This window comes from Rhodobacter sp. JA431, assembly GCF_900217725.1.
GTDB classification, from domain to species: domain Bacteria; phylum Pseudomonadota; class Alphaproteobacteria; order Rhodobacterales; family Rhodobacteraceae; genus Rhodobacter; species Rhodobacter aestuarii.
In genome coordinates this window covers 59,567-73,740 of the sequence record NZ_OBMP01000003.1, presented here as the reverse complement: position 1 = coordinate 73,740, position 14,174 = coordinate 59,567, and the positions used below count along the sequence as shown (strand labels likewise).

General features: G+C 59.7%; 17 protein-coding genes. 3 read left to right on the top strand and 14 right to left on the bottom strand.

Annotated elements, in window-relative coordinates:
• Positions 1-47 precede the first annotated feature (47 nt).
• Complete coding sequence (locus tag CRO18_RS07200; RefSeq protein WP_076485804.1) at positions 48-1,025, bottom strand: TRAP transporter substrate-binding protein; 978 nt, start codon at positions 1,023-1,025, stop codon at positions 48-50.
• 26 nt (positions 1,026-1,051) lie between these two features.
• Positions 1,052-2,458 (bottom strand): glucuronate isomerase, encoded by a 1,407-nt coding sequence (uxaC, locus tag CRO18_RS07195; RefSeq protein WP_097081627.1) that lies wholly within the window; start codon positions 2,456-2,458, stop codon positions 1,052-1,054.
• Between the two features lie 95 nt (positions 2,459-2,553).
• Here uxaC and CRO18_RS07190 point away from each other — a divergent pair, with 95 nt between their 5' ends.
• Both CRO18_RS07190 and CRO18_RS07185 read left to right on the top strand, forming a co-directional pair.
• The gene (locus CRO18_RS07190) at positions 2,554-3,270 is read left to right on the top strand and encodes a GntR family transcriptional regulator (protein WP_097081626.1); all 717 of its coding nucleotides are present in this window, start codon (positions 2,554-2,556) and stop codon (positions 3,268-3,270) included.
• 92 nt (positions 3,271-3,362) lie between these two features.
• Positions 3,363-4,214 (top strand): universal stress protein, encoded by an 852-nt coding sequence (locus tag CRO18_RS07185; RefSeq protein WP_076485801.1) that lies wholly within the window; start codon positions 3,363-3,365, stop codon positions 4,212-4,214.
• A gap of 3 nt (positions 4,215-4,217) precedes the next feature.
• On the opposite strand, the gene CRO18_RS07180 is transcribed toward CRO18_RS07185, so the two are convergent.
• From CRO18_RS07180 to CRO18_RS07125, 12 genes are all read right to left on the bottom strand, one after another.
• A complete protein-coding gene (locus CRO18_RS07180) occupies positions 4,218-4,445 on the bottom strand; it encodes a sulfurtransferase TusA family protein (RefSeq protein ID WP_212710072.1) in 228 nt (75 codons plus the stop codon).
• A gap of 11 nt (positions 4,446-4,456) precedes the next feature.
• Complete coding sequence (dsrE2, locus tag CRO18_RS07175) at positions 4,457-4,948, bottom strand: sulfur carrier protein DsrE2 (protein ID WP_076485800.1); 492 nt, start codon at positions 4,946-4,948, stop codon at positions 4,457-4,459.
• A gap of 125 nt (positions 4,949-5,073) precedes the next feature.
• Complete coding sequence (locus CRO18_RS07170; protein WP_097081625.1) at positions 5,074-5,517, bottom strand: glycine cleavage system protein H; 444 nt, start codon at positions 5,515-5,517, stop codon at positions 5,074-5,076.
• Entirely contained in the window at positions 5,495-5,944 is a 450-nt protein-coding gene (locus tag CRO18_RS07165; RefSeq protein ID WP_097081624.1) for a hypothetical protein, read from the bottom strand. The genes CRO18_RS07170 and CRO18_RS07165 overlap by 23 nt, the downstream gene beginning before the upstream one ends.
• Positions 5,944-6,882 (bottom strand): CoB--CoM heterodisulfide reductase iron-sulfur subunit B family protein, encoded by a 939-nt coding sequence (locus tag CRO18_RS07160; protein WP_076485797.1) that lies wholly within the window; start codon positions 6,880-6,882, stop codon positions 5,944-5,946. The genes CRO18_RS07165 and CRO18_RS07160 overlap by 1 nt, the downstream gene beginning before the upstream one ends.
• Positions 6,882-7,628 carry a 4Fe-4S dicluster domain-containing protein gene (locus CRO18_RS07155; protein ID WP_076485796.1) on the bottom strand — a complete coding sequence of 249 codons (747 nt, stop codon included), beginning with the start codon at positions 7,626-7,628 and terminating at the stop codon, positions 6,882-6,884. The genes CRO18_RS07160 and CRO18_RS07155 overlap by 1 nt, the downstream gene beginning before the upstream one ends.
• Complete coding sequence (locus CRO18_RS07150; protein WP_076485795.1) at positions 7,615-8,505, bottom strand: hypothetical protein; 891 nt, start codon at positions 8,503-8,505, stop codon at positions 7,615-7,617. The genes CRO18_RS07155 and CRO18_RS07150 overlap by 14 nt, the downstream gene beginning before the upstream one ends.
• The gene (locus CRO18_RS07145) at positions 8,505-9,560 is read right to left on the bottom strand and encodes an FAD-dependent oxidoreductase (protein ID WP_097081623.1); all 1,056 of its coding nucleotides are present in this window, start codon (positions 9,558-9,560) and stop codon (positions 8,505-8,507) included. Before CRO18_RS07145 ends, CRO18_RS07150 begins: the two co-directional genes overlap by 1 nt.
• Positions 9,561-9,563: 3 nt before the next feature.
• Positions 9,564-10,943, bottom strand: a complete 1,380-nt coding sequence (locus tag CRO18_RS07140) for a heterodisulfide reductase-related iron-sulfur binding cluster (protein ID WP_097081622.1) — start codon at positions 10,941-10,943, stop codon at positions 9,564-9,566.
• A gap of 59 nt (positions 10,944-11,002) precedes the next feature.
• Positions 11,003-11,740 (bottom strand): 4Fe-4S dicluster domain-containing protein, encoded by a 738-nt coding sequence (locus CRO18_RS07135; protein WP_097081902.1) that lies wholly within the window; start codon positions 11,738-11,740, stop codon positions 11,003-11,005.
• 70 nt (positions 11,741-11,810) lie between these two features.
• Positions 11,811-12,167: a DsrE/DsrF/DrsH-like family protein gene (locus CRO18_RS07130; protein WP_249276010.1), complete on the bottom strand. Its 357-nt coding sequence runs from the start codon at positions 12,165-12,167 to the stop codon at positions 11,811-11,813.
• A 139-nt stretch (positions 12,168-12,306) separates the two neighbouring features.
• Complete coding sequence (locus CRO18_RS07125; protein WP_097081621.1) at positions 12,307-13,005, bottom strand: GMP synthase; 699 nt, start codon at positions 13,003-13,005, stop codon at positions 12,307-12,309.
• A gap of 176 nt (positions 13,006-13,181) precedes the next feature.
• On the opposite strand from CRO18_RS07125, the gene CRO18_RS07120 reads away from it, so the two are divergent.
• Complete coding sequence (locus CRO18_RS07120; protein WP_097081620.1) at positions 13,182-14,171, top strand: YeiH family protein; 990 nt, start codon at positions 13,182-13,184, stop codon at positions 14,169-14,171.
• Positions 14,172-14,174 lie beyond the last annotated feature (3 nt).

The following is a 14,174-nucleotide window of genomic DNA, read 5'->3' as shown; positions in this document are numbered from 1 at the left end:
AGAGAAACGCCGCGCGAGGCCCCCCTCGCGCGGCGCAAGCAGTTAGATCACTCGGTCGCTTGAATGCGCGCGACGAGGTCTTTGAGCACGTCCGAGGTCACGTATTTCGCGTAAACCGGTTCCATCGCTTCGATGAACGGGGTTTTGTCGATATCGGTGATGACTTCGACACCAGCGGCTTCGAGCTTGGCCTCCGACTGGGCTTCTTGCTCGGCCCACAGGCGACGCATTTCCGGAACCGAATCCCGCGCGGCTTGACGCACGGCGGCTTGGTCTTCAGCGCTCAGCCCATCCCAAGTCACTTTCGACATCACCAGCACTTCCGGCACGATCAGATGCTGGTCGAGCGTGTAGTATTTGGCAACTTCAAAGTGACCCGAGCTGTCATAGGACGGCCAGTTGTTTTCGGCCCCGTCGATCACGCCGGTTTGGATCGAGCTGTAAACCTCGCCATAGGGCATCGGGGTCGCGTTGGCGCCGACCGCGCTGACCATGTCGACAAACAGGTCCGATTGCATGACGCGGAACTTCATGCCTTCAAGGTCGGCCATCGTTTTGATCGGCTTTTGGCTGTTGTAGAAGCTGCGCGAGCCGCCATCGTAGAAGGCCAAACCAATCAGATCGTGGGGCGTGAAAGCGTCCAGAATTTGCTGGCCGATGTCGCCGTCCATCACGGTGTGCATATGGTCCACCGAACGGAAGATATAGGGCAGCGAAGGAACTTGCGTTTCTTCGATGATGTTGTTGAACGGCCCAAGGCTAACGCGGTTCATATCGATCACACCGAACTGAGTTTGTTCGATGCTGTCTTTCTCTTCGCCCAGCTGGGCGGAGTGATAAACCTCGATGCACAGCCGACCATCGGTGCGCTCTTCCAGCAGCTTGCCCATATATTCAACGGCCGCAACGGTGGGGTAGCCCTCCGGGTGCGTATCCGACGAACGGAAGGTGGTTTCGCAGGCCGTCGCGGCCCCGGCGAAGGCCACGCCAGCCAGAAGGGTTGCAAGGGTGGTGAGATGTTTCATGGATTGTCTCCTCCCATGAGTGGCTCTCAGAGCCGATAGGCCTGCCGCGCAAGCCGGTGAGCGAGGTCTTGAGCGACCTCAAAGGCCTCATCCTCCGCAAGCCGCCCCGTGGCGACCAGCGTGGCGAGGAAGGCAGAGTCGACCCGGCGCGACACGTCATGACGGGCCGGGATCGAGCAAAAGGCGCGGGTGTCGTCGTTGAAACCGACGGTGTTATAAAGACCCGCAGTCTCGGTGGTCATTTGGCGGAAGCGCCACATGCCCTCGTAGCTGTCATGGAACCACCACGGCGGCCCCAGACGCAGGCATGGGTAAACGCCCGCCAGCGGCGCCAATTCGCGTGCATAGGTGGTTTCATCGAGCGTGAACAAGATCACCGTCAGGTTCGGCTCTTCGCCCACCGCATCCAACAGCGGCTTGAGCGCGGTGACGTAATCGGTGCGCGAGGGAATGTCATAGCCCTTATCGCGGCCAAAACGATCCAGCACCGGGCCAGAATGGTTGCGGAAGGCGCCAGGGTGGATTTGCATCACCAACCCGTCATCGAGCGACATCTTCGCCATTTCGGTGAGCATCTGTCCGCGGAACGCCTCGCGCTCCGCGGCATCGGCCTGCCCCGACATAACCCGGTTATAAAGCGCAGCAGCTTCTTGCGGGCCAAAGTTGTGAGTGGTGGCTGTCGGGTGGCCGTGGTCTGTGGAGGTCGCGCCGAATTCCTTGAAATAGGCACGTCGGTTGCGGTGCGCGGCCAAGTAGCCCGCGTAAGAGCCCGGATCTTCGCCCGCCATCGCGCAAAACTGTTCGACGTTTTGCACAAAGCCACCGAAGTCCGGATCAACCACCGGGTCAGGGCGATAGGCGGTGATCACCCGCCCCGTCCAGCCGCTTTCGCGGATCATCCGGTGCCATTTCAGGTCATCCAGCGGGCTTTCGGTGGTCGCGATCACGTCGATCTTGAACCGCTCGAACAGCGCGCGCGGCCTGAACTCGGGCTTGGCGAGGCACTCGGCGATGTGGTCGTAATACATATCGGCGGTCGCAGCGCTGAGCCGCTGATCAAGGCCGAAAACGGTTTCAAAAGCGTGGTCGAGCCAAATCCGCGAAGGCGTTGCGCGCAGCAGGTGGAAATGCTCAGCAAAGCGGCGCCAGATTGTGCGGCCATCGGTTTCCACCGGGCCACCATCGGCACGCGGAACGCCAAGGCTTTCCAGTTTCACGCCTTGGCTGTGCAACATGCGGAACACGTAATGGTCCGGCGTCACAAACAATTGGGCGGGGTCCGGAAAGGCTGCGTTTTCAGCAAACCAACGGGGATCAGTGTGACCATGGGGAGAGATAATCGGCGCATCTTTGACGGTGTCGTAAAGCGCCCGGGCCATGCCCCGCACCCGTTCTTCAACCGGAAACAGGCGGTCAGCGTCCAGCAGAGCCATGGTTCATCCCCCATTCTCTTGTTATTCCGACAGTGGACTGTGCCACTGATATAAACTAATATGCTAGTATAACCGCGCCGTCAATGAGGATGGACATGACCAACGCTTTGCAACTTCCGAAACTCGATTTTGCCCCCACAACCGTGGCCGATCAGGTCTATGCAGAGCTGCACCGACAGGTTTTGTCGCTAGAACTCAAACCCGGCGCCAAGATCTCTGAAATTGAGGTCGCCAAAGCGATGGGCGTGTCGCGCCAGCCTGTGCGCGATGCGTTTTACCGTCTGTCAAAGCTTGGTTTTTTGCTCATTCGCCCCCAACGCGCGACCACGGTCACGCTGATTTCTGGCGCTGCGGTGATGCGCGCGCGCTTCATCCGCACCGCGCTTGAGGTCGAGACGATCCGCACCGCCGCCCCCCGGCTGAGCGAAGCGGATCTGGATGCATTGGCCGAGATCATTGAAAAGCAAGACGTGGCGATCAAGGCGGATGATCGCAACGGATTTCATCTGCTGGACGATGCATTTCACCACGAGATTTGTGCGCGGGCGAATCTGGCGTTTACGTGGGAATTGATCTCGGAAAACAAGGGCCACATGGACCGGGTGCGGATGCTTTCACTGTCCTTTGCCTCACGCACCGCTTGGGAAGACCATGTCGCGATTCTGGCCGCGCTGCGCGGCCGCGAGCCCGAAGCGGCGGCGGCGGCGATGCGCGCCCACCTGAGCCGGATTAAAGAACAAATCGACCGGATTTTGCAGCAAAACCACGACTATTTCGCCGAAGAAACGAGCGACGCCTCGCTTGATTTCTAAACCCATGCGCGCATCCTTGTGAGGCGTGCCAAACGGGTATAAGCGCCAATTATTCAAGGCCCCGGAAAGGCCAGATCGCCGAGGGAGGGCGCATGAGCGGCAAGGTCATCGCATTCGTCGATGGGTCGATTTACGCCACCAGCGTCTGCGACCACGCGGCATGGATCGCAAAGCGCACTGGCGCGCCCGTTGTGGTGGTGCATGTGCTGCGCTCCAATGGCGTCATCCCGCCCGATGTGGGGGCCCCCGCGCCGCTTGGCCGCCGTTCTGGCGTGATGGATGAACTCGCCGCGCTTGATGCGCAGCGCGCCCGATTGATGGGCGTCCAAGGCCGCGCGCTTTTGGAAGATGCCAAGACTTTGCTGGAAGCAGCGGGCATTCAAGATGTGACCACCGAATTGCGGCAAGGCGATCTTGTCTCAATCGTTGGGGACTATGAGCCTGAGGCGCGCGGCATCGTTCTTGGCAAGCGCGGCGAAGAGGCCGATCAGGCGATGGAGCATTTGGGCGCCAACCTCGAGCGGATTTCGCGGTCTTGCCGGGGGCCGGTGCTGGTAGCCAACCGCGCCTTCAAGCCGATTGAGCGGATTTTGGTCGCCCATGATGGCGGGGTCTCCGCGCTCAAGGCGGTGGACCATATTGCCCGCAGCCCACTTTACACCGGGCTGACGGTGCATCTGGTCGCGGTGGACATCGACTCACCTGCCGTCAAAAAGCGGCTCAGCGATGCGCAAGCCATGCTCGCCGCCGCGGGGATTGTGGCCGAAACCACGCTGACCCAAGGCCAACCCGAGGCCGTGCTGGGGCGCATGGTCGATGAAGAAAACTACGACATGCTGGTGATGGGCGCCTATGGCCATTCCCGCATTCGTTCGCTCTTCATCGGGTCAACCACCACCGCCACGATGCGCGCCTGCCGCGTGCCGGTGGTGCTGTTTCGCTAAAGCTCAATTGACCCGGATGTTGAACACATAGGTGCCGCCATCCATGTGATGGTCCACCATTTCATTGCCGGTGGTGCGGCAGAAGGCTTCAAAATCCTTCACTGCGCCGGGGTCGGTTGCCTGAATTTCAAGAACCTGCCCGGCGGTCATTTCCTTGATCGCCTTTTTCGCCCGCAAGATTGGCAAAGGACAATTGAGCCCTTTTGCATCAAGCACCTGATCAGCCATCATCTGTTCCTCCCTCAGATGTAAAGATTGATGTCGCAGCGCGTCGCGGCATCGACCCAGGTGGCCGCGCCACCCAGTTCGAGCCCGTCGATCATGTCGCTTTTCTTGTATTCAAAAAGGTCCATGGTCATCTGGCAGGCGATGATCTTCACATCGGCCTCCACCGCCATTTCGCGCAGCTCCTCAATCGAGGCGACGCCCTTTTTCTTGAGCATGTCCTTCATCATCGTGGTGGTGAGCGCGGTCGCGCCGGGCATCGCAGCCACGATGTTGGGCATCGCCATATGCATGCCGCCCATGGGCATTTCCATCGCCGCATTGCCCAGCGGGTTGATCTTTAGGTCGAGCTTTTTCTTGAGCAATGTCAGCCCGTAAAAGGTGAAGAACATCGTCACCTCTAGCCCCATCGCGGCCGCGGTCGTGGCCAGAATGAACGGCGGGTAGCCCCAGTCGAGCGTGCCCTTGGTGACAATGATCGACATGGATTTGGTTTCTGTATCCGTCATGCTCCCTCCCTTGAGCATGGGCAATCATCACCCGTCCCGCCGCCAAAGTCGGCCGGTGGTCGGGGCCTCCCTGCCCCGTTTCACATCCTCCCGAGCCCATGCCCGAGAGGAAACACTCACATCAATCAGGCCGCGCAGCCGGCAAAGTTATCGGCTTCCATCTTGGCCTCATAAGGCCCGGCAACCTCTGACCCCGGCACCAAAACCGCCTCAGCGGCGGCCGGGTCTTCGGGCTTCACCCGCACCATCCAGCCCGCACCATAGGTATCGGTGTTGGCAAGCTTGGGGCTGCCGGTCAGTTCGTCGTTCACGGCGACAATTTCGGAGCGGAACCCGATTTTTGCCGGCCCAACCCATTTGCCGCTTTCGACCGTGGCGACCGATTTGCCCGCATCAATCGTCTTGCCGACCTTTTTGGCCGTAAAGGCCACCAGCGCCCCGGCCATGGCCGTGGCGATCATCGTCATCCCAACGGTATAGGTGCCGTCGGACTCGGCACGATACCAAAGGTTGTTGGGCACATCATAGAAAAGCTCGTCGGGCAGGTTACATCCGCGCACGATGGGCATGTGTTTTTCCTCCTCTGGCCACGCCTGCATGCAACGGACGTGACGAACAACAAAATTCGCCCAGCCCCGTCTGCTCAAGCTTACCACCGACGAAGAGGGCCAAATGCTTCACCACCATCGCCTCCAATCGATGTGCGGTGACCGTATCTTCACCGTATTCCAGTGTGACGTTTCTGCGAAATACTATTTCGCGGCAGGTCTCACGACAGGCGTTAAAACTGGGCGTGCCCTTGCAGCCCTGCCGGTGCAGCGCCAGCAACCGAAAGCCCTCCACCTCCCCCGCTTCGGGCACTTCGCCACGCGCCGTAAGCCACGCCTCCAAAATCTCTTCAGCCCGTTTCAAAAGCGCATCCGGCGAGGGCAGTTCCGCGCGCCCCTCAAGCCCCGCGTCGATCTCCGCCAGAATTTCGGGGAAAACCGTGTCCATCACTTCAGCCCCTTTTCCCGCAAGTAGGCGCGCGGATCGGCCATATTCTCGGCCACCCCCACCTTGCGCTGCGAAAGGCCGAGCGCCATGCCCAAAAGCTGCGTGAAATAGAGGATTTTGACATTGGTCTTGCGGCCCAAAAGCTTCTCGGCGCGCAGTTGATGGATCTCCAAACTGGTGTGACAGGTCGGGCATTCGGTGGCGATCACCTCGGCCCCGCAGGCCTCCGCCGTCGTCAGGATATTGAGCACCAGTTGGGTTGATGTGTCGGCATCCGACATTGCATGCGCGCCGCCGCAGCAGGCCGTTTTCAGCGGAAAATCTACGTTCTCTGCGCCTGCAGAAGCCAAGAGATCATCCATGAAATGCGGCGCATAAGTCGACTCGCTGCCTTCGCCCTGATCTTTCTCGGGGAAGATGTGGCGCGGGCGCGTGTACATGCAGCCATAGTAATTCGCGACCTTCATGCCTTTGAGCTTGCCTGCGGTGCGGCGCGCCAATTCTTCTTCACCCACCGCACGTTTAAGCCAATCCAGCGCGTGGATCGTTTCAACGCCGCCGGGCCTATAGGCATGGTGCCCCGCCTTGGCGGAGATACGCTCGTTCGCCTCCACCGCCTGTGGGTTCTGCGCCAGATCGTATTCGGCCTTTTTGAGGTTGTGATAGCAGCCGTTGCAGGGCGCCATCACCACATTAAAGCCCATCTCTTCGGTCTTCGTCAGATTGCGCGCCGAAAGGTAGGTTTGCACCTGCGGGTCGATGTTTTTTACCTCCATCGCGCCGCAGCAGTTCCAGTCTTTCACCTCAACGAGTTCAAGCCCAAGCGCCTTGCCCACCGCCTTGGTAGAACGGTTATAGGCGTGCCCCGTCCCCTCAAGCGCGCAGCCCGGATAATAGGCCACCTGTTTGAGATCCTTTTCCTTGAGATCTTTGGCCATCAGTGCCCCCCCTTGCCCGAAAGCCCAAGCGCCTGCGCCTGTTCGGCATGGCGTTCGCGCACATAGTCCTCAATCGCCACGCCGGTTTTGCCCCAGCCACGCGTTTTGGGCCGGAACACCGCCGTTTTCAGCAGGTTGAACAAGTAAAAGACCGGGAATTTCTTCACCAAGCCAGCGATCAGGTCCCGCAGCCACGGCGGCGCGAGCGGCTGCCCGGTGCGCCAAAAGAAGATGCGCAGCACATGGCCTTCCTCGATCTTGCCGGACTTCAGCACATTGTCGGTAAAGCCCCGGTCGAACACCGAAGACGGGCTTTCGCTGGTATGGCCCTTCAACTCCAGCCAATGCGCAGTGGCTTTCATCACCGCTTCGGGCACCACATCGCGCGGGCAGGCATAGGTGCATTTGTTGCACGACACGCATTGCCAGATGATGTCCTTGTCGCGCAGCAGTTCTTCCTCAAGCCCCTGCCGGATCAGGTAAATCCAGTAGCGCGGGTTGAACTCGGGGTTGACCGCATTCATCGTGCAGGAATTGGTGCAAGAGCCGCATTGCCAGCAGCGGTGGATGTTCTCGCCCCCCGGCAGCGCCGCGATTTCCTCCTGCATCGCCTCGTTATAATCGGTGATCGTGCGCGGCTTGATGAAGGTGGACCAATGGCCCGAGACATCGACGCCATCAATCACCAACTCATCATTGGTCACCAGGTTCTCGGGCCGGATCAGGGTCTTTTCATGAATGGGCATCAGCAGCCTCCGGAGCGTCTTCGGCGGTGGTCAGGTCGAGACGGGCGGAAAGCGAACCGCCAAATTCATGGGCGGAGCCATCAATCAACCGCAGTCGAGTGCGCCCGGTCTTGGTATCCACAGCATCAAGACCCAGCATCCGGCGCGTGTGCAGCATCGGATCGCCTTCTTGCGTGAAATCATTGCGCAGATATTGCCCGCCGCGATCATTGATATAGCCCGCATAGATATGCGCCATCAGCAGATCGGTCATCCAAAGCCGGTCACGGTAGACGCCTTCGCCTTCCAGAAAACCGTCAATCTCGGCACGCAAGGTGGTGAAGGTCGCCAGATCATCGGGCGCGGTGATTTCTGCGGCATCGACGTCTTCGGCATGCCAAATCTCACGCAATACTCCGGTGGAAACGCGCGCATCCCAGATCCAGCGCGTCATCAGCGGGACCGAGGGCTGGGTGAAATGCAAAAGCTCCGCCCCAAGGTCGCGCACCCAACGCATTTCCTTGCCATCCGGGAAGCTCGCCATGAAATGGGCCAGCCGCTCCTCCACCGTGCCACCGCCGTGCAACAGCACCTCAATCCGCGCGGCCATTTCTTCGATACCGATCCGCGCAATCGCCGGACCAATGCGACGGCGCACCGGCGCGATAAAGGCCGCCAAATCAAGGAATTCGGTCTCGGTGATCCCGGTGGCAGACTGCCCCAACAGCTCTTTGAAAAGCGCCGATTTCAGATGCAGTGCCGTGATATAGCGGCTGACCCCGCCGGTCGGCTGCGCGGACTCGCCCAAATTGGTGAAGGCGCGGCGCAAACGATCCCCTGAAAGGTCCAGCACCGGGCCTTTGGCAAGCACCGCCTGTTTGCGATTACGGCCAAACATCACTCTGCCGCCTGTGCCATGCCCACGCCTTGGCGCGACAGCGCGGCAATCGCCGCCGCTTGGCCTTGCGCAATGGAATCGTCAATCGTTTCCGGGCCAGAGGCCGCACCACAAACATAAACACCGGGGCGCGAGGTTTGGCCGGTGGTGGTATAGGCCGCCGCCTTGCCGATATAGCCGTATTGGTTGAGGTTGACGCCGAAGACCGAACCGAGCGTCATGTTATCGACATTCGGGTCCATACCGATCGCGTGCACTACCATGTCGAAGGGAATGGTGATCGGGCGCTTGACCAGCGTATCCTCACCCTTCACGACAAGCCGCATGCCGTCCGATGTCACCTCGGCGATCCGCGCCTTGATATATTTGACCCGCGCCTCTTCTTGGCTCTTCCAGTAGAACTCGCCCTCGTAGAGCCCGAAGGTGCGGATATCCATGTAATAGATATAGACGTTGGTTTTCGGGCTCAGTTCGCGAATTTCCATCGCCATATTGGCCGAAACGGTGCAGCAGATTTTCGAGCACCATTCGCGGCCAATCTGCCGGTCGCGCGAGCCGACGCACAGCAAGATCGCCACCCGGTCGGGCACACGGCCATCGGACGGGCAGCGGATGCCCTTGCCCGAGGAGATCATCTGCTCCACCTGCACCGTGGTCACCACATCCGGGTAAGTGCCAAAGCCCCATTCCGGCTTGTTGAGGCTGTCGAAATGGGTGAAGCCGGTGGCCAAGATCGCCGCATCGGCCTCGATCTTGGTGCCGTCTTTCAGCGTCGCAACAAAGTTCCCCGGATCGCCCGCGAAGCTTTGCACCTGCGCGCCGGTGTGCACGGTGACCTTCGCGTTTTGCTGCACACGCGTGACCATGCCGCCGATGGCATCTTTCGCCCATTCATGGCTCGGCACGAGTTTCGCATAGCCTTGCAAGATCGGCGCGCCGCCCAGACGGTCGGCCTTTTCCACAATAACCGCTTGCCGACCCGAGGCCGCAACCGCGTGGGCCGCCGAAAGCCCCGCCGGGCCACCGCCCACGATCAGGATGGGTTTCTCACTCATACTTCACGCTCCCTGTTCGGTTTTTTCGGGCAGGCTTTTCGGGGGGTTGACATAGCCGGGGCCTGAGGTGATCGCGCGCTTGGGGTCGTAAAGCGTCTCGATCCGGCCCTCTTTCACCTCTTCAAGATAGCTCTCGAACTCGGCCTTAGCCTTTTCCCAGTCGATCCCCATTTTCTCGAGCAGCCCCTCGAACGGGCTGGCATGCCAATGGAGTTGGGCAAGTTTGTAGGGATGCGCGCCCATCGTCAGCGCCGCAAACTGGCAATCGGCCATCACCGGCAGCGCATAGACCTTGTCCACCGCCTTGCCGATCCACTGGTTTTTATCGAGCGTGGTGATGCAGCCGGTGTCATGGCCGATCATCACATCTGACCGCGCCTCTTCGACCGCCACCTTGATTTTGCGATCAATCGCATAGGAGCGGGTAAACTCACGCTCGCCGATGATGTGGCGGAAACCAAATCCGCAGCAATCATACCACGTGGAATAGTCGATCACCTGCGTGCCAAGGCTGTTCAAAAGCCCCGTCGTCACAGCGACCCGGTCACCATTCATCACCGTATCGTCATAGATCACGTCTTCCGGCACCATTTTATAGACATGGCAGGCCGGGTGCACCGTGGTGCGGATGTTCGACACGTCGATCTGCTGGCGCTCTTTGATCCGGTGGCGCATGACGTGCAGCCATTCCGAGTAATGGACGATCTCTTCCGGGATCAGAAGCTTTCCATCCACCAGCCGCCCCAGCTTGCCGAGGATCTTTTTGACCTCTTCGCGCAGCTCTGCCGAATGCAGCAAAAAGCCCCTGATTTCTTTGTAGTTTCCGAAGGATGTTCCGCAGTGGATGAGTGGGTAATAGGTGCCTTCTGGGAGCCCCTGCGCCTTCGCCGACACATAGGCCTGATGCATGTTACGTAAGAACACGGCGGCCAGCGAAACCACATTGCCGATGCCCGAGCCGTGGTAATTCCATGCCGTGCAAGAGGTCTGATCCGTCTCATCAAGGTACGTCAGATCAAGTTGGTTCATGATCCACAGCACCGAGGAAGGATAGCCCGGAATATTGCCGCATTGGCCGCAGGACTTGTGGTGCCAAAGGTTCGTCGTCGGGATCTTCTTGTCCCAGCCGTAAAGCGTTTTCGCCATTTCGGGGGCGTGATGATCCCCCACCCGATGCACGACGATTTCACCCTCTTTTTCAAGCTGCCACATGATATCGCGCACATCTTCTTTGCGGTCTTTGCCGGTCAGAAGGAAGCGCTTGTCGATCTTTTGTGTGACCCAATCGGTGGCGCGCTGCGCCTCGTTTTCGGTCAAGTTGGTGGGGGCCCAATCGGCGCCAAAGCCATTATAGGCGCCTTTCCCCTCGGTCTCGTTGGCCATCTGCCGCACTCCTCCCAAAAGCTGCGGGCCTCATTTCGCCACAGGCGTGGCGGCGACGCTCAATCGTCGTCCTCTTCCTCTTCTTGCTCTTCGAGCCATTCCTCCCATTCGTCGCGCTTCTCCTCCATCACGTCAGAGACCACGTCGAAGAGGTTTTCATCGACCTGTTCGAGCTGCTTGAGCACCCCGGTCGCCTCCCAAATCGTATAAAGCTCGACCGAGGTGCGCAGGTTCACCTCCCAAGCTGTGTCGAGCGTGTGCATCGTCGGCATCGGGATCGCCTTGCGCAGCACCATCAACGGCGCATCGACCTTCGCGACATTCGGCCCCCAATCGGGAAAGGCTTCCCGGGTAATCATGTTCGGCGCCAACTGGTTACCGGTCGACACAACCTTGAGCAGAACGCGCGAAAATGGCCGCAGCACCTCTTTCACCGAGGGCAATTCATGTTTGATCGCCACTTCGCGCATGATCATCACCAGCCCACCGGGCGAGTTTTCAAACGGGCAGCGCGCGGCGCAGGTATAGCATTGCGCGCAAGCCCAGATTTTCTCGTGCATCGCGTCGTAAATGCCCTCGAGATTTTCGGTCCAAAGCAGCTGAACAATCTCGCGTGGCGAATAATCGTAATACTGCGCCGAGGGGCAGGTGGCGGTGCAAATCCCACAATTCAGACAGCCGTGAATCTCGTGATCGTAAAGCGGATGGCCCCGAATATCGTCGAAGATTTCTTCGAGTTCTTCATAGGCCACGACCGGCTTTTCCGAGACCGGGTCCGCAATCTGAGGTTGTGGCATTTTGGTATGCGCATTCATGGCTGGCCCCTCCCCGGGCTGGCGCAATCCTCTTACAAAGCGCAAGAAAATCTTAGTAAGTCAGCACCTTGGCGTCGTCGTCTTCCATGATATCTTCGATCACCTTGGCCCCGCCAACGATCCCCGAACATTCCGGGATCAGGTCTTCGGGGGTCATATCAAAGAGATCAAGATTGGGCGAACAGCACCAGAATTTGGCCCCTGCCTCATGCGCATCTTTGATGAAATCATAGACCGTTTTGGGCGAGCCTTCCTTGACCACAAGCCCTTCGGCCACGCCCTTTTTCATCAAACGCCCTGCCGTGGCGGTGCACACCACATCGACCTCGTAATCCATTGCCGCGGCGACCGTGGCTTGAAAGAACGGGGCCCCCAATTCCTCGCCATTGCGGGGATCTGTATTGACCATGAGTATGATAAGCTTGCTCGCCAAGGCGCCCTCCCAAACGACCGTGACCACATTTTATCGGAGTATTCGAACGGCACTCCCAACACCGTTCGAATGCTTAAATCGTCAGATGTAATTTTTGGAATGTCAAAAGATTTTTTCAACGCTGCGTTGCAGAAGGCGACATCCAGCCAGTTTGCGCGATCAGCGCGACCATGAACGGACCCAAGCTTTCGGCAATCTCGCGCTGTGCCATGCCCAGCGCGTCAAGCGCCTCCACCGTGGCCTCGGGCGTTTCGGAAAATTCCATGATCAGATCTTCTGCCATGCCGCGTTTCATCCCCGGATGGCCAAGCAGGCCAAGGCTGTTTTCCCCGACCGTGAAGCCCAGCAATTCTCCCACCGATCCGGTCATCACCGGGGCCATGCCGGGGCCCAAAACAGGGCGATCGCGCAAATAGCAGGCCAAGGGCATTCGCTGCGGCGCGGCAGGGCCAAGCCCTGTGATTTCTGCACCGGCAACCTCGAATCGCAACGGCGCTTCCTCGGCACCGCCGCCCCCCGCCACAGCCAGAATCAGCGCGCCCAGCCCAAACCCCACCACGGGCTTGCCTGCATGCAAAAAAGCCTGCGCCAAGCGCAACTCGGGCCCAAGCGAGGGCAGGATATGCCCGGAAACGACGCCATAGGGCCCCGCCCCCAAGAGGATCAACCCATCGGCCGCGGTGCCCTCGGGCAAGCTGCCCCCGGCCACAAAGGGGCGAAAATAACGGAACCGCAGGTTCCGCCCCTCCAGATGGTCTTCGATCAGGCCAAGGTATTCGGCCTGCGTGTGCTGGATCACCCAGATCGTTTTCATCGCATCCTCCCCTTTGCCTCGATCAGAGCAGGAAACCCACACAAGTCAACGCACGGCGCATTCATTCATTTTTCCGATCAATTCAATAATATCATCTCGCTTTTATGAATGACGGAATCGTATCAAGCTATTTGCATCTGAACACCCTCACGGATGCCAAGCCCGAAGGAGCCGCCATGACTGCCACTGCCGTTCCGGCCGCCGAGCCACGCATTTCGATCTGGCCCGGGGTCTCCTTGGTGGCGGCAATCGTGGCGGCAGCCTTTGCCGTGCGCATCCTGCCGGGGGTTTCCATGTTCAGCCCGCTGATCATCGCCATCGTCATCGGCGTTGTCGTGCGAAACACCTACGGTTTGCCCGCGGGCGCGGTGCCGGGGCTTGCCTTTTCGCTCCGGCGGCTCTTGCGCGCTGGCATTGTGACGCTGGGTCTGCAACTCACGCTGGGGCAAGTGCTATCGGTCGGCGGCATGGGGCTTGCAACAATCTTGATTGGGCTCTTTGCCACGTATTTCTTCACGCTGGCCGCCGGGCACTGGCTAGGCGTGGAAGCCGGGCTAACACGGTTGATAGCCACCGGCACCTCGATCTGTGGGGCGTCTGCCGTGCTTGCGGCAAATGCCGTTGGGCGCGAAAGCGATGAAGATGTGGCCTATGCCATCGCCTCGGTCACCATTTTCGGCACGCTCGCGATGGTGCTTTACCCGGTGGTCGGCCAGTCGATGAGCGCGCATAATTATGGGCTTTGGGCGGGTGCCTCGATCCACGAAGTGGCGCAGGTGGTTGCCGCCGGTGCGCAAGGCGGGCCGGAAGCCACCGCTTTTGCCACCATCGCCAAACTGACCCGGGTTGCCCTTTTGGCACCGCTGATCCTGATCATGGCGCGCCACGTGGGCAGTTCTGGCCGCGCGCCATTTCCGTGGTTCGTGATCGGCTTCATCGCCATGGTTGGGCTGGCCTCCACCGGTTATGTGCCCGAGTTCGTCACCAAAGCTTCTGGCCCGATCACGCAGGTGCTGTTGGCGATGGGGCTTGCCGCAATGGGGCTGCAAACCGATGTTGGCCGGCTGCGAGCCAAAGGGGTGCGCCCGCTCGCGCTTGGCCTTGTGGCTTCGCTCTTTATTGCCGGTGTGACCTTCGTACTGGTCATGGGCGCTTCGCTCTTTTAACTT

Bases quoted from the DNA above. Each gene is read 5' to 3' on its own strand.
- CRO18_RS07200 (WP_076485804.1), bottom strand. From the start codon at position 1,025: ATGAAACATCTCACCACCCTTGCAACCCTTCTGGCTGGCGTGGCCTTC.
- uxaC (WP_097081627.1), bottom strand. From the start codon at position 2,458: ATGGCTCTGCTGGACGCTGACCGCCTGTTTCCGGTTGAAGAACGGGTG.
- CRO18_RS07190 (WP_097081626.1), top strand. From the start codon at position 2,554: ATGACCAACGCTTTGCAACTTCCGAAACTCGATTTTGCCCCCACAACC.
- CRO18_RS07185 (WP_076485801.1), top strand. From the start codon at position 3,363: ATGAGCGGCAAGGTCATCGCATTCGTCGATGGGTCGATTTACGCCACC.
- CRO18_RS07180 (WP_212710072.1), bottom strand. From the start codon at position 4,445: ATGATGGCTGATCAGGTGCTTGATGCAAAAGGGCTCAATTGTCCTTTG.
- dsrE2 (WP_076485800.1), bottom strand. From the start codon at position 4,948: ATGACGGATACAGAAACCAAATCCATGTCGATCATTGTCACCAAGGGC.
- CRO18_RS07170 (WP_097081625.1), bottom strand. From the start codon at position 5,517: ATGCCCATCGTGCGCGGATGTAACCTGCCCGACGAGCTTTTCTATGAT.
- CRO18_RS07165 (WP_097081624.1), bottom strand. From the start codon at position 5,944: ATGGACACGGTTTTCCCCGAAATTCTGGCGGAGATCGACGCGGGGCTT.
- CRO18_RS07160 (WP_076485797.1), bottom strand. From the start codon at position 6,882: ATGGCCAAAGATCTCAAGGAAAAGGATCTCAAACAGGTGGCCTATTAT.
- CRO18_RS07155 (WP_076485796.1), bottom strand. From the start codon at position 7,628: ATGCCCATTCATGAAAAGACCCTGATCCGGCCCGAGAACCTGGTGACC.
- CRO18_RS07150 (WP_076485795.1), bottom strand. From the start codon at position 8,505: ATGTTTGGCCGTAATCGCAAACAGGCGGTGCTTGCCAAAGGCCCGGTG.
- CRO18_RS07145 (WP_097081623.1), bottom strand. From the start codon at position 9,560: ATGAGTGAGAAACCCATCCTGATCGTGGGCGGTGGCCCGGCGGGGCTT.
- CRO18_RS07140 (WP_097081622.1), bottom strand. From the start codon at position 10,943: ATGGCCAACGAGACCGAGGGGAAAGGCGCCTATAATGGCTTTGGCGCC.
- CRO18_RS07135 (WP_097081902.1), bottom strand. From the start codon at position 11,740: ATGCCACAACCTCAGATTGCGGACCCGGTCTCGGAAAAGCCGGTCGTG.
- CRO18_RS07130 (WP_249276010.1), bottom strand. From the start codon at position 12,167: ATGGTCAATACAGATCCCCGCAATGGCGAGGAATTGGGGGCCCCGTTC.
- CRO18_RS07125 (WP_097081621.1), bottom strand. From the start codon at position 13,005: ATGAAAACGATCTGGGTGATCCAGCACACGCAGGCCGAATACCTTGGC.
- CRO18_RS07120 (WP_097081620.1), top strand. From the start codon at position 13,182: ATGACTGCCACTGCCGTTCCGGCCGCCGAGCCACGCATTTCGATCTGG.